This is a genomic window from Kordia jejudonensis (assembly GCF_001005315.1).
GTDB classification, from domain to species: Bacteria; Bacteroidota; Bacteroidia; order Flavobacteriales; family Flavobacteriaceae; genus Kordia; species Kordia jejudonensis.
In genome coordinates this window covers 12,650-26,549 of the sequence record NZ_LBMG01000047.1, presented here as the reverse complement: position 1 = coordinate 26,549, position 13,900 = coordinate 12,650, and the positions used below count along the sequence as shown (strand labels likewise).

15 protein-coding genes are annotated in these 13,900 nt (G+C 33.4%); 4 read left to right on the top strand and 11 right to left on the bottom strand.

Features of this window, described 5'->3' with window-relative positions:
• Positions 1-132 precede the first annotated feature (132 nt).
• Positions 133-1,305, top strand: coding sequence for a lanthionine synthetase C family protein (locus AA089_RS18605; RefSeq protein ID WP_046758499.1), 1,173 nt, complete (start codon positions 133-135; stop codon positions 1,303-1,305).
• Between the two features lie 162 nt (positions 1,306-1,467).
• On the opposite strand, the gene AA089_RS24980 is transcribed toward AA089_RS18605, so the two are convergent.
• From AA089_RS24980 to AA089_RS18570, 9 genes are all read right to left on the bottom strand, one after another.
• Complete coding sequence (locus tag AA089_RS24980) at positions 1,468-1,626, bottom strand: hypothetical protein (RefSeq protein ID WP_156169124.1); 159 nt, start codon at positions 1,624-1,626, stop codon at positions 1,468-1,470.
• 102 nt (positions 1,627-1,728) lie between these two features.
• Positions 1,729-2,268 carry a hypothetical protein gene (locus AA089_RS18600; protein ID WP_046758498.1) on the bottom strand — a complete coding sequence of 180 codons (540 nt, stop codon included), beginning with the start codon at positions 2,266-2,268 and terminating at the stop codon, positions 1,729-1,731.
• Positions 2,269-2,523: 255 nt separating this feature from the next.
• Positions 2,524-2,730 (bottom strand): class I lanthipeptide, encoded by a 207-nt coding sequence (locus tag AA089_RS18595; protein ID WP_046758497.1) that lies wholly within the window; start codon positions 2,728-2,730, stop codon positions 2,524-2,526.
• A 99-nt stretch (positions 2,731-2,829) separates the two neighbouring features.
• On the bottom strand, positions 2,830-2,991 hold the full coding sequence (locus AA089_RS24975; protein WP_156169122.1) for a hypothetical protein: 162 nt from the start codon (positions 2,989-2,991) through the stop codon (positions 2,830-2,832).
• A gap of 125 nt (positions 2,992-3,116) precedes the next feature.
• A complete protein-coding gene (locus AA089_RS18590) occupies positions 3,117-3,602 on the bottom strand; it encodes a hypothetical protein (RefSeq protein ID WP_046758496.1) in 486 nt (161 codons plus the stop codon).
• A gap of 20 nt (positions 3,603-3,622) precedes the next feature.
• Entirely contained in the window at positions 3,623-4,402 is a 780-nt protein-coding gene (locus AA089_RS18585; RefSeq protein ID WP_046758495.1) for a (Fe-S)-binding protein, read from the bottom strand.
• A gap of 25 nt (positions 4,403-4,427) precedes the next feature.
• On the bottom strand, positions 4,428-5,741 hold the full coding sequence (locus AA089_RS18580; protein WP_046758494.1) for a (Fe-S)-binding protein: 1,314 nt from the start codon (positions 5,739-5,741) through the stop codon (positions 4,428-4,430).
• 31 nt (positions 5,742-5,772) lie between these two features.
• Positions 5,773-6,735: an MlaD family protein gene (locus AA089_RS18575; RefSeq protein ID WP_046758515.1), complete on the bottom strand. Its 963-nt coding sequence runs from the start codon at positions 6,733-6,735 to the stop codon at positions 5,773-5,775.
• A gap of 161 nt (positions 6,736-6,896) precedes the next feature.
• Entirely contained in the window at positions 6,897-8,018 is a 1,122-nt protein-coding gene (locus AA089_RS18570) for an N-acetylmuramoyl-L-alanine amidase family protein (RefSeq protein WP_046758514.1), read from the bottom strand.
• A 351-nt stretch (positions 8,019-8,369) separates the two neighbouring features.
• Between AA089_RS18570 and AA089_RS18565 the strand changes: the two genes are divergently transcribed.
• On the top strand, positions 8,370-10,973 hold the full coding sequence (locus AA089_RS18565; RefSeq protein WP_241480014.1) for a putative LPS assembly protein LptD: 2,604 nt from the start codon (positions 8,370-8,372) through the stop codon (positions 10,971-10,973).
• An 82-nt stretch (positions 10,974-11,055) separates the two neighbouring features.
• Complete coding sequence (locus AA089_RS18560; RefSeq protein ID WP_046758513.1) at positions 11,056-11,445, top strand: Rid family detoxifying hydrolase; 390 nt, start codon at positions 11,056-11,058, stop codon at positions 11,443-11,445.
• Between the two features lie 91 nt (positions 11,446-11,536).
• Here the strand turns inward: AA089_RS18560 and AA089_RS18555 are convergent, their stop codons facing one another.
• Both AA089_RS18555 and AA089_RS18550 read right to left on the bottom strand, forming a co-directional pair.
• On the bottom strand, positions 11,537-11,884 hold the full coding sequence (locus AA089_RS18555) for a hypothetical protein (RefSeq protein WP_046758492.1): 348 nt from the start codon (positions 11,882-11,884) through the stop codon (positions 11,537-11,539).
• A gap of 259 nt (positions 11,885-12,143) precedes the next feature.
• Positions 12,144-12,527, bottom strand: coding sequence for a hypothetical protein (locus tag AA089_RS18550; RefSeq protein WP_046758491.1), 384 nt, complete (start codon positions 12,525-12,527; stop codon positions 12,144-12,146).
• 395 nt (positions 12,528-12,922) lie between these two features.
• Here AA089_RS18550 and AA089_RS18545 point away from each other — a divergent pair, with 395 nt between their 5' ends.
• Positions 12,923-13,861, top strand: coding sequence for a hypothetical protein (locus AA089_RS18545; protein ID WP_046758490.1), 939 nt, complete (start codon positions 12,923-12,925; stop codon positions 13,859-13,861).
• The last annotated feature ends 39 nt before the right edge of the window (positions 13,862-13,900 follow it).

The window sequence follows — 13,900 nt, the reverse complement described above, 5'->3', positions numbered from 1 at the left end:
CGTAAAAAAAATGTTGATGGAAACGATGGTTATATCAATGAAAGCTTTGGATAAATCGGATGGTAAGACTGTTCGTAATTAAATGTAACACCTAAATTATGTAGTCGCGATATATATTGTGCCTTTTTATATATGAAAGAAAAAATTTATCAACATTTAGAAAACATCTCTTTTTTCATACAATCATATCGTAATGAATCAGTTACGATAAATGGTGGTTTGCCTGGAATTATTATTTTCTATTTTCAATTGCATCAGGTTACTAAAGATGAGCAACAGTATGACATCGCTGTTCAGTATTTGGAAATTTTATACAATCAACTTGAAACCAAGATGCCAAATTCATATTTGTATTCACAAGGATTGGCAGGAATTGGATGGTTTTTAAATTATATTCAACGTTTTATAACGTTAGACAATGATTTTGATACGCCTGAGTTTGATACTGTTTTTTTCAAAATAGCTACTAATGAATTGAAGAGACGTAATTATGAATTTCTAAATGGTTTTAGTGGTATTTTATTGTATTTATTAAATAAAGAAAGTACAGCCGATTCGCTCCTTTCTTCCTTTGTTGATGCGGCACATACAGAGATTTTTCAATTAGAAAATCCTATTTCATTTTTTGAGCATACAGACGTAAGGCATAAATTTCCCAGTATTAATTTGGGTGTTTCACATGGAATTTACGGTTTTATTGCCGTATTGAATAAATTATATGCAAAAGGAATTAATTGCACAAAGTGTGAAGCTATCATGAGATTGGTTATCAATTTTACTTTTTTACATCAAAAAGATTTTACAACACATGGTACTTTTTTTCCCAATAGAATTGGAAATGGAATTACCGAAAGTACATTTAATAGATTGGCATGGTGTTATGGAGATTTGGGTATACTAACCGTATTACTTAACACAAGTATTGTTTTGAAAGATCTAAAACTAGAAGAAAATATACTTAAACTACTCATAAATACAACACACAGAAAGGATTTGCAAACAACCATGATGAATGATTTTTGGATCTGTCACGGTACATCTGGAGCGGCATATATTTTTCAACGCTTGTATAAAAAGACTCAAATTCCTGATTTCAAATTCGCTTCAAATTATTGGTATCTAAAAACATTGGAACAATTAGATCTTGGTTCCTCAGAAATTACACAAAATTACACTCAAATAGGAAGCTATGCTCGGAAAGACTTGACTGGTTTCTTGAGTGGTTATGCAGGATTAGGACTTGCCTTATTGAGTGCATTACAAACAGATGGTATGGATTGGGATGAAATGATACTGATGTCATAACAATCTATCTGTATATTTTACATTAAAAAAGCCTTACTAAAAGATAGCAAGGCTTAACTTTTATCCAACTAGCAGTAAATACTATAAATACTTTGATACCCACCCTAAATGGTATCAAACGCATAGATAGCTTTCCTTATAAACATATTGAGTGGGATAAAATTATACTTCGTGGCAAACGCGACACCCATTATGCCAAGTTCCAACTGCGGCACAAGTTTGATTAATCGTACGTCCACCTTTTACTTTTTCATATTCTTCATCAAAATTTGAGATTGACTTTTTGTTTAAGACTAAGTTTTTAAGATTTCTTTTTTTCATAGTTAAAATTTTTACATAAATATAAATGATATGATAATCAAACTGTTACGGTTTTACCATAGGAATGGTAATTGTAAAAGGGTTTTCGTTATGTTAAACGGGTTAAACTAAAACACCATGTCCTCCGCCAGCGCCACCTCTATCGTGTCTATCACGACGATCGAGCCAATCTTGCTTTTTCTTATCAGCTTTTGCTTGTCGTTTTTTTAATTTTAATTCCGCATTAATTTTAGCTAACTCCTGTTTGGTTTTGCCTTGTTTGCCTTTACTTTTGTCTCCGAAACCGTGTGCTATATTCGTTTTAACTTTTCTAGCTGCTTGTTGCTTCGCGGATGCATCTTTTTTAGAAGTTGTTTCATATTGTATAGATCTAAAAGCATTTCTATCCGCCCTACTTTGTTTTGATTTTTTTGCTGTAGCTGCTGCCCTTTTCTTTTTTTGTTGCTTTTTGTTGTTTTTACCAGTTCCTTTTCCTGAAAGTTGGGCAACTTCTGAACTGCTTTGATTCATCTGTTGAATCATTTGTTGTTGTATTACAGATTGAGGTCTATTGTCAACCAGTTGAAGTGTTGAATTATTTTTTGCTTGTGCAACAGGTGTTTGTGAAGTTTGTTTTTGCTTTTTTTCTACGTGTGTATTCATGTTTACTTAGATAAGTGAATTAGCAACAATGAATTAAGGTTAAGATAGTTTTGAGGAAAATACACACTGAATATACTGAAAAATAACGACAAAGAAGTGTTCTTGTATGAAAAAGAAGCTATCTGAAAAGTATAAGAACGCGTCATTCTGAGTTCAATTCAAAATCTCATTACACTGATTTTCAATGATGATGAGAAACCGAATCAAGTTCGATTTGACGAAAATTTAGCTTTTCAGACAGCCTTTTCTAATTTTTTAGAGTTGTGGACAATTACACGTCCAATCGCCTCGTGTTGGTGTTGGACACGGCCATTGTTTCGTAGGTCCTTGACAGTTAGAACAAGTGTCTTGTAATCCTGTACAAATGTCTGTTCTAAGTCCACCTTTAAGATTTTCTGTTTCTAGATTAGAGACTAAATCTTTTTGTAAGTTCAACTTTTTGTTTAAGTTTCTTTTTTTCATTGTACTAAAGTTTTGTGATTATGCATAGAAGTCTCATTACTTTAGTTTTGTTACCCATTGTATATGTAACTTTAATTTTTTAGTCCCAATTCTGTATTATTATTGCTGTTCACAAGCACTTTCACAGGATTCCCATTCGCTATACGCGCATTTTGGAGACGTTCCAAATCCGCCAAATAGCATTTGTACGTTGGTTGTTTCGGTAAGTTTTGAAATGATCGTTTTTCGTAGTTTGATTTTTTGTAGTGTTCTTTTTTTCATGAGATATTTTGTTTTGGTTTGAATTGAAGTTACGGAAAAAACGAATACCTGAAAAATTTATTAATACTAGCAACAAAAAAAGGCGTACTCATTAAAGTACACCTTTTATATATATGTTAATTGTTTTAGTTTAAGAAACGTCCGTGCCAGCTTTCTTTGGCAGGAACTTCCCAATTTTCTAAGAATTCCGCTTTAGTAGCTACCAAGTTGTTAAAAACGATTGTTTTTCCGGTAACAGCTTTGTCTTTTGCCATTTTTCGGAATGCTTTTAAGTCTTTATATGCAATGTATTCTCCTTGCTTGTACGAAACATTCATTTTGTCTAATAGATCGACATTGTACTCTTTTTCAAGTTGTTGAATGAAATGCACTGACGCATCAATAGAGCATCCTGTGGCAACTTGCTGCGTTTGATCTACCGAAAGGATTATGAAACGCTTGTATTTTATTTGAAAAGACGCCTGCAAGTCGCTTCCGTGTGCAGTCCATTGGGTGATGAAATTTGCCAATTTAGCATTGAGTTCTTCCAATTCCGTTTCGCTAAATGAACGATTCGCTTGGTAGATCCAAACTCTGGCTTCATCTGATAATTCATTAAATTCTACAAGCATAGTCTTTCTTTCTGTAATTTTTATAAGTTTTGTGCATTCGCAATCAGCTCTGCAATGTCTTGTACGATAATACTATCTTCTTTTTCTTTGAACTTAATTCCGTCCGTCATCATCGTATTGCAATATGGACAACCTGTCGCAATGATATCTGGATTGGTTTCTAAAGCATCTTCCGTACGTAATATATTGATATCTTTATCGCCTTTTTCAGGTTCTTTAAACATTTGCGCGCCGCCTGCTCCACAACAAAGTGCTGTTGATTTGTAACGCTTCATTTCTGTTAAGTTCGCATTTAATATGTTTAATACATCACGCGGTGCATCGTATACTTTGTTTGCTCTTCCTAAGTAACATGGATCGTGAAATGTAATGCGTTTTCCTTTGTAGGTATCGCCTACATTTTGCAAACGTCCACTATCAATCAGTTCTTTTATAAATTGTGTATGGTGTACTACTTCGTACGTTCCTCCCAAAGAAGGATATTCGTTTTTTAAGCAGTTAAAAGAATGTGGATCACAAGTTACAATTCGTTTTACTTCGTATGCATTGAGGATTTCAATATTCATCATAGCTTGCATTTGAAATAGAAATTCATTTCCTGCACGCTTTGCTACATCTCCAGTAGAACTTTCTTCTTGACCTAAAACCGCAAAATCTACATTTGCTTTGTTTAAAATCTTTACAAAAGCTTTGGTTATTTTTTTTGCTCTATCATCATAACTTCCAGCAGAACCAACCCAAAATAATATTTCTGGTTGTTTCCCTTCTGCCATGTATTCTGCCATTGTAGGTACTTTCATCTTCGTATATTTTTTAAGTTGTCTTTTAGTTTTCGTCTTTCCAGTTGAGTCTGTCCATTTGGTTGTACGGCCATGGCGCTCCATTGTTTTCAATATTCCCCATCATTACGTTTAGTTCTGTTGGAGCCGCCGATTGTTCCATAACTAGGTATTTACGCATTTCCATGATTATGGATAATGGATCAATACTTACAGGACACGCTTCTACACAAGCGTTACATGACGTACATGCCCATAATTCTTCCGTAGTAATGTAATCGTTTAGTAATGATTTTCCATCGTCAACAAAGGTTCCGTTGTTGGCATCAATATTTTTACCAACTTCTTCTAAACGATCTCTGGTGTCCATCATTATTTTACGTGGCGATAACTTTTTTCCTGTTAGATTTGCTGGACATTCACTTGTACAACGTCCACATTCTGTACAGGTGTATGAATTTAAGAGTTGAACCCAATTTAAGTCTTGCACATCCGAAGCTCCAAACTTTGCTGGCTCTTCTTCCTCTTCTCCTTCTGGTGGCGCCGCAAACGGATCTGCATTTGGATCCATCATAAGTTTTACTTCTTTCGTCACACTTGCATCATTTACAAATTGACCTTTCGGGTTTAAATTTGCATACCATGTGTTTGGAAACGCTAATAAAATGTGTAAATGTTTTGAATAATATAAATAATTAAGGAAGATTAAGATTCCTGCAATGTGAATCCACCATGCCGCTCTTTCTACAATATGTGCCATTTCTATATTTCCTTCAAATATTGGATGTAAGTATTGACTGATTACGTTTCCGATTTCTGCGTCTTGAAATTTTAAATCAGACGCATTCATGACTAAAAACAACGTCATTAAAACTACTTCAAAGTATAGAATAATGTTTCCATCGCTTTTTGGCCAACCTTTCATTTCGGCACTAAGGAAACGTTTTAGTTTGATAACATTTCTACGCAACCAAAAGATGATTACCGTAATTAAGACTGCTACAGCTAAGATTTCAAATGTTCCAATTAAGAAACCATAAATGGCATTTCCTAATACGTCTTTAAAAATTCTGTGTGTACCAAATAAACCATCAATGATGATTTCTAGTACTTCTATGTTAATGATGACAAATCCGACATAAACAACAATGTGTAAAAAACCTGCGATCGGTCTTTTGACCATTTTTGATTGTCCCAACGCAATCATTCCCATGTTTTTCCAGCGCTGTGATTTGTTGTCAGATCGATCTACATCTTTTCCTAACTTGATGTTTCGAGATAGTTTTTTAACATTTCTTGTAAAGTAACCTACGCCAGCAATGAGTAGTAAGGCAAATAAGATGTTTGGAATGTACTCCATGAGTAATGTATCTTTTTAAATGGTTAAGCGTTTAGTTTTTATTTGGTGTATTGTCCTCTTCTTTCGGTTTCTCGTATTGTTTCGCTCTTTTACCGAATAATGAGAAATGTACATATCGTTTCGGGTTTAGTTTCATGTCTTGCAGTAATTCTTCTAACTGTAAGGATGCACCTGTAAGATTATTGTATAAGGCTTCGTCTTTCAGTAGTTTTCCAACAGAACCTTCTCCATTTTCTATTCCAATAACAATCGCATCAAAATCACTGATGGTAGCTTGTAATTTTTTTATGGTTTTGTTTAATTCTAAACTCGCGAGCGAATCGGACACTTTTGAAAGATTTGCCGTTATATTATCGACATTTGCAAATGTATTGTCTAGCTTTTCTTTGTTGGTGTCTAAGATAGAATTTAAGGTGTTAGAAGCTCTTTTGAAGCTAGTAATTGTAGTATTGAGTTCACTGATACTATTTTTGATGTTGTTTCGAGTTTCTACATCTAAAATTGTATTTACTGCCGTAAGTAATGAATCGGCACTTACAATCATACGTTCCATTTTGGCTTGTAATGGTGTAAATTGATTTTTGAAGCCGTCAATCATTCCTACTTGCACTACAGATGGAAGCGTATCTCCTGAAACTGCAATGGCTGCATTGTCTTTTTTTAGAAGTATTGCCAACGATTTTCCTCCAATGAAACCATTTTCTTGCAATTGTACAATACTGTTTTTTGAAAATTGAAAATCATGTTCTAGCGAAAGCGTGACAATGGATTTTCCAGAAGGTTGTAATTGAATGTCTTGGATTTTACCAACGGCATTTCCATTAATTGAGACTTTTGTGGAAGGAACTAAGCCACCAACATCATTGTATTCTGTATAAAATATACGATCAGTGGAAAGAAGCGATTTGGACATTAAATAGCTGATTCCGACATATAATAGTATGGATGAAGTGATAACTAATAATGCTGTTTTAATTTCTCTGGATATTTTCAATTTTTTTGGAATTTGTGAACTGAACAAAATTAAAAAAAAATTCGTTAGAACGCGTCTAATTTACTCGATAATCGAGATTTAAAATACTCCGAGGTCAGCTTTGGTGTTTTATATGGATTTTGATTAAATATCTCTTGGCGTTTTCTTGCACAAATTCGTTCCTATTTTAGTGCTTCAGCTAATGATATTTTTGTTCCTTTTTTATAGGCTACTATGTAACAGTCTTTGTATCCTTTGCGAACGGCTTCTTCTTTCATGCGTTTTATTTCTTCGTAATCAGACGTTTTCCCGTAGAAATATCGATAGATTTTATTGACTTTTTCTCTAGAAATCTGATCTAAGCCTTTAAAATTGTATGATTTTGTCGCCATTTTTTTAGAGCTTGCCGCTAATTGTACTTTAAAGGTAATGCCTTTGTATACTTTTGAAGTCTTCACTTCTTCGGTTTCTTCTTCTGTAATTTCTTCCTCATTAGACGTATCCATGTGCAAAGAAATATACTTCTTTACAGCATTGTATAACGATTTGGTCATGACAGACTTTCCTTTTTTAGAATTTAGAAAGTCTTCTTCTTTTTTATGAGTTAAAAAACCAAGTTCAACCAAAACGCTTGGCATGTATGTTTTAGACAATACCCAAAATCCAGCTTGCTTTACGCCTCTATCTTTGCGTTTTCCTGTGGTTTTGAATTCTTTTTGAATGTACGATGCAATTTCAATACTTTGATCTAAGTATTCTTCTTGCATGATAATTAGGCTAATTAAGGATTCTGGCGAACTTGGATCAAATCCTCCATAGGTTTCTTCATAATTATCTTCCATCAAAATTACCGAGTTTTCACGCTTGGCAACTTCTAAATTGGCTTTGTTTTTACTTAAACCCAATACAAATGTTTCCGATCCGTAAGCAGTTCCTTTTTTACCAGGTTGTGCATTACAATGTATAGAGATGAATAAATCGGCTTTTTTCTTATTGGTAACAATAGCTCTGTTTTGTAAGGTTGGATACGTATCTTTTGTACGCGTGTAGATAACTTTTACATTCGGAATCTTCTTCAGCATTTTGCCCAACGCCAACGAAACATCAAGTGCAATGTCTTTTTCGGTTGTTTTGTAGCGTCCTGTGCCAGGTGTTCCTGTATCGCGTCCACCGTGTCCAGGATCAATCATAACTACAAATGCTTTTTTCTTTGTTGGCGGATCGTTTTTAGTCTTCGTATCCTCAGATGCACTGAGAAAATTTACCACACAAATAATCAATAAAATTGAAAAATAGTTCTTCATATATCCGATTTTCGTCATTTTATACACTAATAATGTTTTTTGAGTGTTTCTTATTGTGTTAATTATGATTAAATTATCATAAAAGTATGATAAAAATACACTTTCAGGTTTGGCACTTCAAATATTGAGCCATACTTTTACCACCTGATATTTGAAACGAAAATATAAAAGTTACTTGACTATTCATAAAAGAAATCTTTCTTTTGTGTTTTATAACGAATTTGGATTAGACCTTTGCAAACAAAAAAATTTTACATATTTATACAGCTATTACTGCTATTGATTAGTTCGTTTGCTATTTCACAAGAACTTCCAGAGAGGAAAAAGCTCCCTATAAAGCCAAAACAGGAAATGGATACGTTAAAGGTTTCCGTTGGCGATTCTATTAAAATTGGAACGCGTACACAGAAAGATCCTATTGAGAATGATTCCATTAAAAACGATTCTGTTCCAGAGAAAGCACCTGTTTTACTCGATTTGGTAAAGTATAAATCCAAAGATTATGTAAAAATTAGTCAACGTACCAAAAAAATCTATTTATATAATGAAGCAGAATTGTATTATCAGGATACAGAACTGAAAGCCGGAATTATTATTTTAGATTATGAAAAAAATGAAGTATATGCTGGTCGTTTAAAAGATACTGCTGGTGTATATTCACAAGCTCCTTATTTTAAACAAGGCGCAAGTATTGTGGAACCTGATTCTATCCGATTTAATTTTGATACAGAAAAAGCATTAATTTGGAATTCCAGAACCGAACAAAACGGAACTAAAATTGCTGGAGAGTTGACCAAAAAGGAAAATGATTCTGTCGTTTTTATCAGAAATGCAAAGTTTACCACTTCAAAAGATTTAGACAATCCTGAATATTACTTTTTAGCTCGAAAGATAAAATTGGTGCCAAATAAGAAAATTGTTTCGGGTTTTACCAATATGTACATTGCTGATGTTCCAACACCAATTGGAATTCCTTTTGCCTATTTCCCACTAACGGATGACAGAGCTTCAGGATTTATTTTTCCAACGTTTGGAGAAAACAACAGTCGTGGATACTTTTTTCAAAATGGTGGATATTATTTTGCCATAAGTGATTATTTCGATTTAGCTCTTTTGGGAGATTACTATACGAATGGAAGTTATGCCTTTCGTGGCGAAACCAATTATGCTTTGCGTTATCGATTTAGAGGAAATTTAAGTTTCCGTTTTGAAGCGTTAATCAACAGTCAACGTGGTTTTCCTGATTATAGCAAATCGAATATTTACAACATTCGATGGACGCACACACAAGATCAGAAAGCAAATCCTAACTCACGATTTTCAGCTTCTGTTAACTTGGGAAGTAGTCAGTTTTATCAGGCGTCTATCAACCAATTAAATACACCAAACTTTTTAAATAACACCTTAAATTCATCGGTTTCATATTCAAGAACATTTCCTGAATATCCTTCGGTAAATGTATCGGTAACGGCAACGCATCAACAAAATACTAATACGGAAAGTATCAATCTTACCTTACCAACGCTTCAAGCGAGTATGGAACGTATTTATCCGTTTGCCAAACGCGATGGCACAAAAAAAGGAATCATTCAGAACATTAACTTTCAATACAATTTAAGAGGAGAAAACAGAATTACGACTACAGATTCCTTGTTTTTAAAAAGAGAAATGTTTGACGATGCCAAAATTGGTATGAGACATAGTATTCCTATCAATACGAACTTTAAATTATTTGATTATTTAAGTGTAAGTTTAGGTGGAAACTTTGATGAAATTTGGACGTTAAGAACCACCAACAGAACGGATGCTGTAGAAAATCCAGAAGATCCAACAACACAAATTGATTCTGAAAAACAGACTGTGAATGGTTTCGATTCGTTCCGTCAATATAATTTTAGTGCAAACTTAGGAACCACCATTTATGGTACTTTTAACTTTGGAGAAGACAAGCAAATACAAGCCATACGACATACGTTACGACCTTCTATAAGTTATAGTTACAATCCTGCTTTTGATCAATATTACGATACGTACATTGTAGATGCAGATGGCGGAACTACAGAAGATTATACACGTTTCGAAGATGGATTGTTCGGGACACCAAGTAGAACCTTTGCCAGCTCTATAGGAATCAATGTTGCCAATACAGTAGAAGCAAAAGTACGTCCGAGAGATTCTACCGCCGAAAAAGCTGAAAAAGTAATGCTTTTAAATAGTTTTAACTTTTCGACTACATATAATATAGCGGCTGATTCGTTACCTTGGAATCCGATACGTATGACAGGAAGTACGCAGATTTTAAACAAAAAAATGAACATTAACTTCGGAGCTACTTTTGATCCGTATGCGATAGACAATAGCGGAAGACGTATTAATAAATTCAATATTAACAACGGAGGAAGTTTATTTCGTATGACGAGCGCAAACATGAATTTAAACTATTCATTCTCTAGTAAAAGTTTAGAAGGAAAAACCGATAATGGTAATATTGACAATACGCGTAGTGGAGGACGTGATGACGATTTATTCGGAAAAGCACAAGATTTCAGCGATAGTAGTAGTCCATTTGGCACTGATGAAGAAGATGATGAAGAAAAAGAAGATGTAGAAGCATATCGAGCCAAGATTCCCTGGGATTTGCGTCTCGCCTACTCCGTCACCTATTCCAATAACAACCGGCAGAATGAAATATCGAACAACTCGCTGATGTTTTCTGGAAATATAGAATTGACGCCGCAATGGAAAGTTGGAGTTTCCTCTGGATACGACTTTAAAAATAAAGGATTTACCTATACACAAATGCGTTTTGAACGTGATTTGAAAAGTTGGCGAATCAACTTTAACTGGGTTCCGTTTAGTACACGAGCTTCTTGGTATTTCTTTATTGGAATCAAAGCTTCTGTACTGCAAGATATCAAGTGGGAAAAACGAAGTGAACCTGATAGAAGTTTGTAGACTTTTGGTATTAGATAAATCAACTGGTTATTTAACAACTAACGAATCCACAAAAAACAGCTTAATAAACCAACAACCAACCATGGCAAAACAAATTATCACAACTCCAAACGCGCCAGCGCCAATTGGTCCGTACAATCAAGCAGTACTCATCAACGGAACATTATACACTTCTGGTCAAATTGCGATTGATCCAAAAACGGGAGAACTTCTCAAAGGTTCTATCAAAGAAGAAACGACACTCGTAATGGAAAATATGAAAGCGGTATTGACTGCTGCCAATATGACTTTTGAAAATGTGGTAAAAACGTCGATTTTTATCAGTGACATGCATAACTTTAATGAAATAAATGCAGTATACAGTCAGTATTTTGATGATGCAACCGCACCAGCACGGGAAACGGTAGAAGTTGCCAACTTGCCAAAATTTGTCAACGTGGAAATTTCTATGATTGCTGTGGAAGGTGCTTAAAATTTATATAAAAAATACAATATTAAAAAAGCAGGTTCAAAACGAACCTGCTTTTTCACATAATACTAACTTATAATTCAAAATGTATGTGCTATATTTTTTCAATAGCAACTGCCCATTGTTGAGAAGAATATTCTTTGAAATTTTGATCTTTTTTAAAGGCTGATTTACCATCTGCTATTACATCAAATGTAACTTGGCCGCCTCCAGCAAAATTACTTGCTACTGCAGTAAGAACAGCAGAATCACCTAAACCAGCCATCGTTTTAGTAAAATCTATAGTATCATTTACTCCAGTAGCAAAACCTGAAACAGAACGATTGTATATTTCAGCAAATTTTGATCCGCCTGGAACATCTTGATTTAAACTAACAGTTAATTCATTATCTACAGTTGTTACTTTTAGGACTATTGATTTTGAATAATTTATTGTTTCCATAATTTTAAATTTTTAATTGGTTTTCCTACTCATAAGGCTTTTCGGATTCCACCTCTATTATTAATCTTAACAGAAAGACCGTTTTTTTAAGTGAATGCTGCTTCACTATCTTTAGCTATCGATAGTGTAAAGGTGCAAAGAATGAGCATGCCTAGTAAGCGCAGAAAGAAGGATTTATAAATACAGTGTAAAGAATCTGTTTCATAAAAAAAGCAGGTCAAAAGACCTGCTTTACTTATAACCTAAATTATAAAGACAATTAACGAGATTGCACATAAGCATTAATAGCACCACTATTGTTTACTTTATCTGAATCCCAACAATACAGTTTCAATTGCGTATTATCACTTGTAATGCTTAATTCACAGATTGTTCCCACAGGAAAAAAGCTGTTTCCATCATCTATACTACCTACCATAGTTCCTAGGTTTATAGTTGTGCCATCTTTGGTGTATCTAGCGTGCGTATAATCGCTTACGCTTAATCCATCAGCGTTACAATCTAATCCTTGATTATCAGCCAAATACCATTGGTCTTCAGGATTACTTGTAATAATAACTAAACTTCCTCTTTGATAAGTTCCTGCTTCTTTACCTGTTCCATCAGTTACACTGTTTTCTTTTGCTTGTACTGAATATTCCATAATTTTAATTTTTAAATTGATTGTTCCTACTCATAAGGCTTTTCAGATTCCGCCTTTATCATTCCTCTTGATAAAAAGATCGTTTTTTAAAGTGAGTGCTGCTTCACTATCGTTAGCTATCGATGGTGTAAAGGTGCGAAGAATGAATACGTCTAGTAAGCGCAGAAAGAAGGGTTTACAAATTCAGTGTAAAGAATCTGTTCCATAAAAAAAGTAGGTCAAATGACCTACTTTTTAAAATTAACAAGATTTTTCATTATTTAACGTATGAATAAGCAATAAAAATACATACAATTTACTTTCATATTTTTATATTTTTCACTAAATTATGAATTTAAGAGGCTTATTATGTATATAAGGCTCACTAAATTAAATTTAATTATCATTTAAAAATTATGGAAACACAAAGAAAAACAGTTACTAATCCTAGAAATATTGGTCAAGCAATTACAAAAAATGATTATAACCTTTTAAAAAATAATTACAAGAAAGTTTATAACGATGAGACTAGCTTTATAATTCCCAAAGCTCTTGTTGAGAAAAATTTAAACTTTCATAAAGATGTAGTAGGAATTCGATTTATGTATGGATTAAAAGATTCTTTAAATCCAAATTCTAAAGTTTTATTTTTAATTCCATGCTCTAGTTTGTCTAAAAATCTTTCAACAGAATCCATGTTAAGAAAAGAAGGTTATCAAGACCATGAAGGAAATTTCTATACCTTTCAAGAAGTTTTATTATTTATGTCCCAATACATAATAAATGTATCAAAAGATCATCCAGAATTTATCTATAAAGAAATAACTAGAGGTAATTTTTATGGAAAAGATAGTTTGAAAAGTATATTAGTTGATAATTCTAAATTTGTTCAATATGATTTAGGTTATAATGGAGATCATATAAGCCCTGTCATTAAAGCTTTAGATATAAGTTACGTCCCTGTTAATGAAATCTATATGGATTTGACAGATCCTTGCCCTAATATGTGTGGTGGTTCAGAAATTTGTATTACAACTCTTGCCGTAGAAAAATTTGCAGATCATGAGGATGAATTAAATGTTTATCGAGCTTTTAGAGATTATCTCATGCTAGATATAGAAGGTGGAGCACGATTGTTTGAAATGTACTATTTTGTTTCTCCAGTAGTCGCTAAAATTATTTCTAACAGTAATACAGGAAATGACGAAATTGCGCTGAATAATTTTTATAAAAATGAAATTATTCCTTTTAAACTATTATTGAAAAATAAACAATACGACAAGGCTTTGGATGCTCTAAAAGATACTTTACACAATTTGTTTGATCAATATGAGTATTCTAATTTATTTGCATAATACAATCTTATATTCTTATTGTAATTTGGAATAAAGAAA

What these genes read in the sequence shown, in the direction of transcription:
- AA089_RS24980 (WP_156169124.1), bottom strand. Translation starts at nt 1,626, where the DNA reads ATGAAAAAAAGAAATCTTAAAAACTTAGTCTTAAACAAAAAGTCAATC.
- AA089_RS18570 (WP_046758514.1), bottom strand. Translation starts at nt 8,018, where the DNA reads ATGAAGAACTATTTTTCAATTTTATTGATTATTTGTGTGGTAAATTTT.
- AA089_RS18555 (WP_046758492.1), bottom strand. Translation starts at nt 11,884, where the DNA reads ATGGAAACAATAAATTATTCAAAATCAATAGTCCTAAAAGTAACAACT.
- AA089_RS18600 (WP_046758498.1), bottom strand. Translation starts at nt 2,268, where the DNA reads ATGAATACACACGTAGAAAAAAAGCAAAAACAAACTTCACAAACACCT.
- AA089_RS24975 (WP_156169122.1), bottom strand. Translation starts at nt 2,991, where the DNA reads ATGAAAAAAAGAACACTACAAAAAATCAAACTACGAAAAACGATCATT.
- AA089_RS18590 (WP_046758496.1), bottom strand. Translation starts at nt 3,602, where the DNA reads ATGCTTGTAGAATTTAATGAATTATCAGATGAAGCCAGAGTTTGGATC.
- AA089_RS18545 (WP_046758490.1), top strand. Translation starts at nt 12,923, where the DNA reads ATGGAAACACAAAGAAAAACAGTTACTAATCCTAGAAATATTGGTCAA.
- AA089_RS18585 (WP_046758495.1), bottom strand. Translation starts at nt 4,402, where the DNA reads ATGAAAGTACCTACAATGGCAGAATACATGGCAGAAGGGAAACAACCA.
- AA089_RS18605 (WP_046758499.1), top strand. Translation starts at nt 133, where the DNA reads ATGAAAGAAAAAATTTATCAACATTTAGAAAACATCTCTTTTTTCATA.
- AA089_RS18550 (WP_046758491.1), bottom strand. Translation starts at nt 12,527, where the DNA reads ATGGAATATTCAGTACAAGCAAAAGAAAACAGTGTAACTGATGGAACA.
- AA089_RS18580 (WP_046758494.1), bottom strand. Translation starts at nt 5,741, where the DNA reads ATGGAGTACATTCCAAACATCTTATTTGCCTTACTACTCATTGCTGGC.
- AA089_RS18595 (WP_046758497.1), bottom strand. Translation starts at nt 2,730, where the DNA reads ATGAAAAAAAGAAACTTAAACAAAAAGTTGAACTTACAAAAAGATTTA.
- AA089_RS18560 (WP_046758513.1), top strand. Translation starts at nt 11,056, where the DNA reads ATGGCAAAACAAATTATCACAACTCCAAACGCGCCAGCGCCAATTGGT.
- AA089_RS18565 (WP_241480014.1), top strand. Translation starts at nt 8,370, where the DNA reads ATGGATACGTTAAAGGTTTCCGTTGGCGATTCTATTAAAATTGGAACG.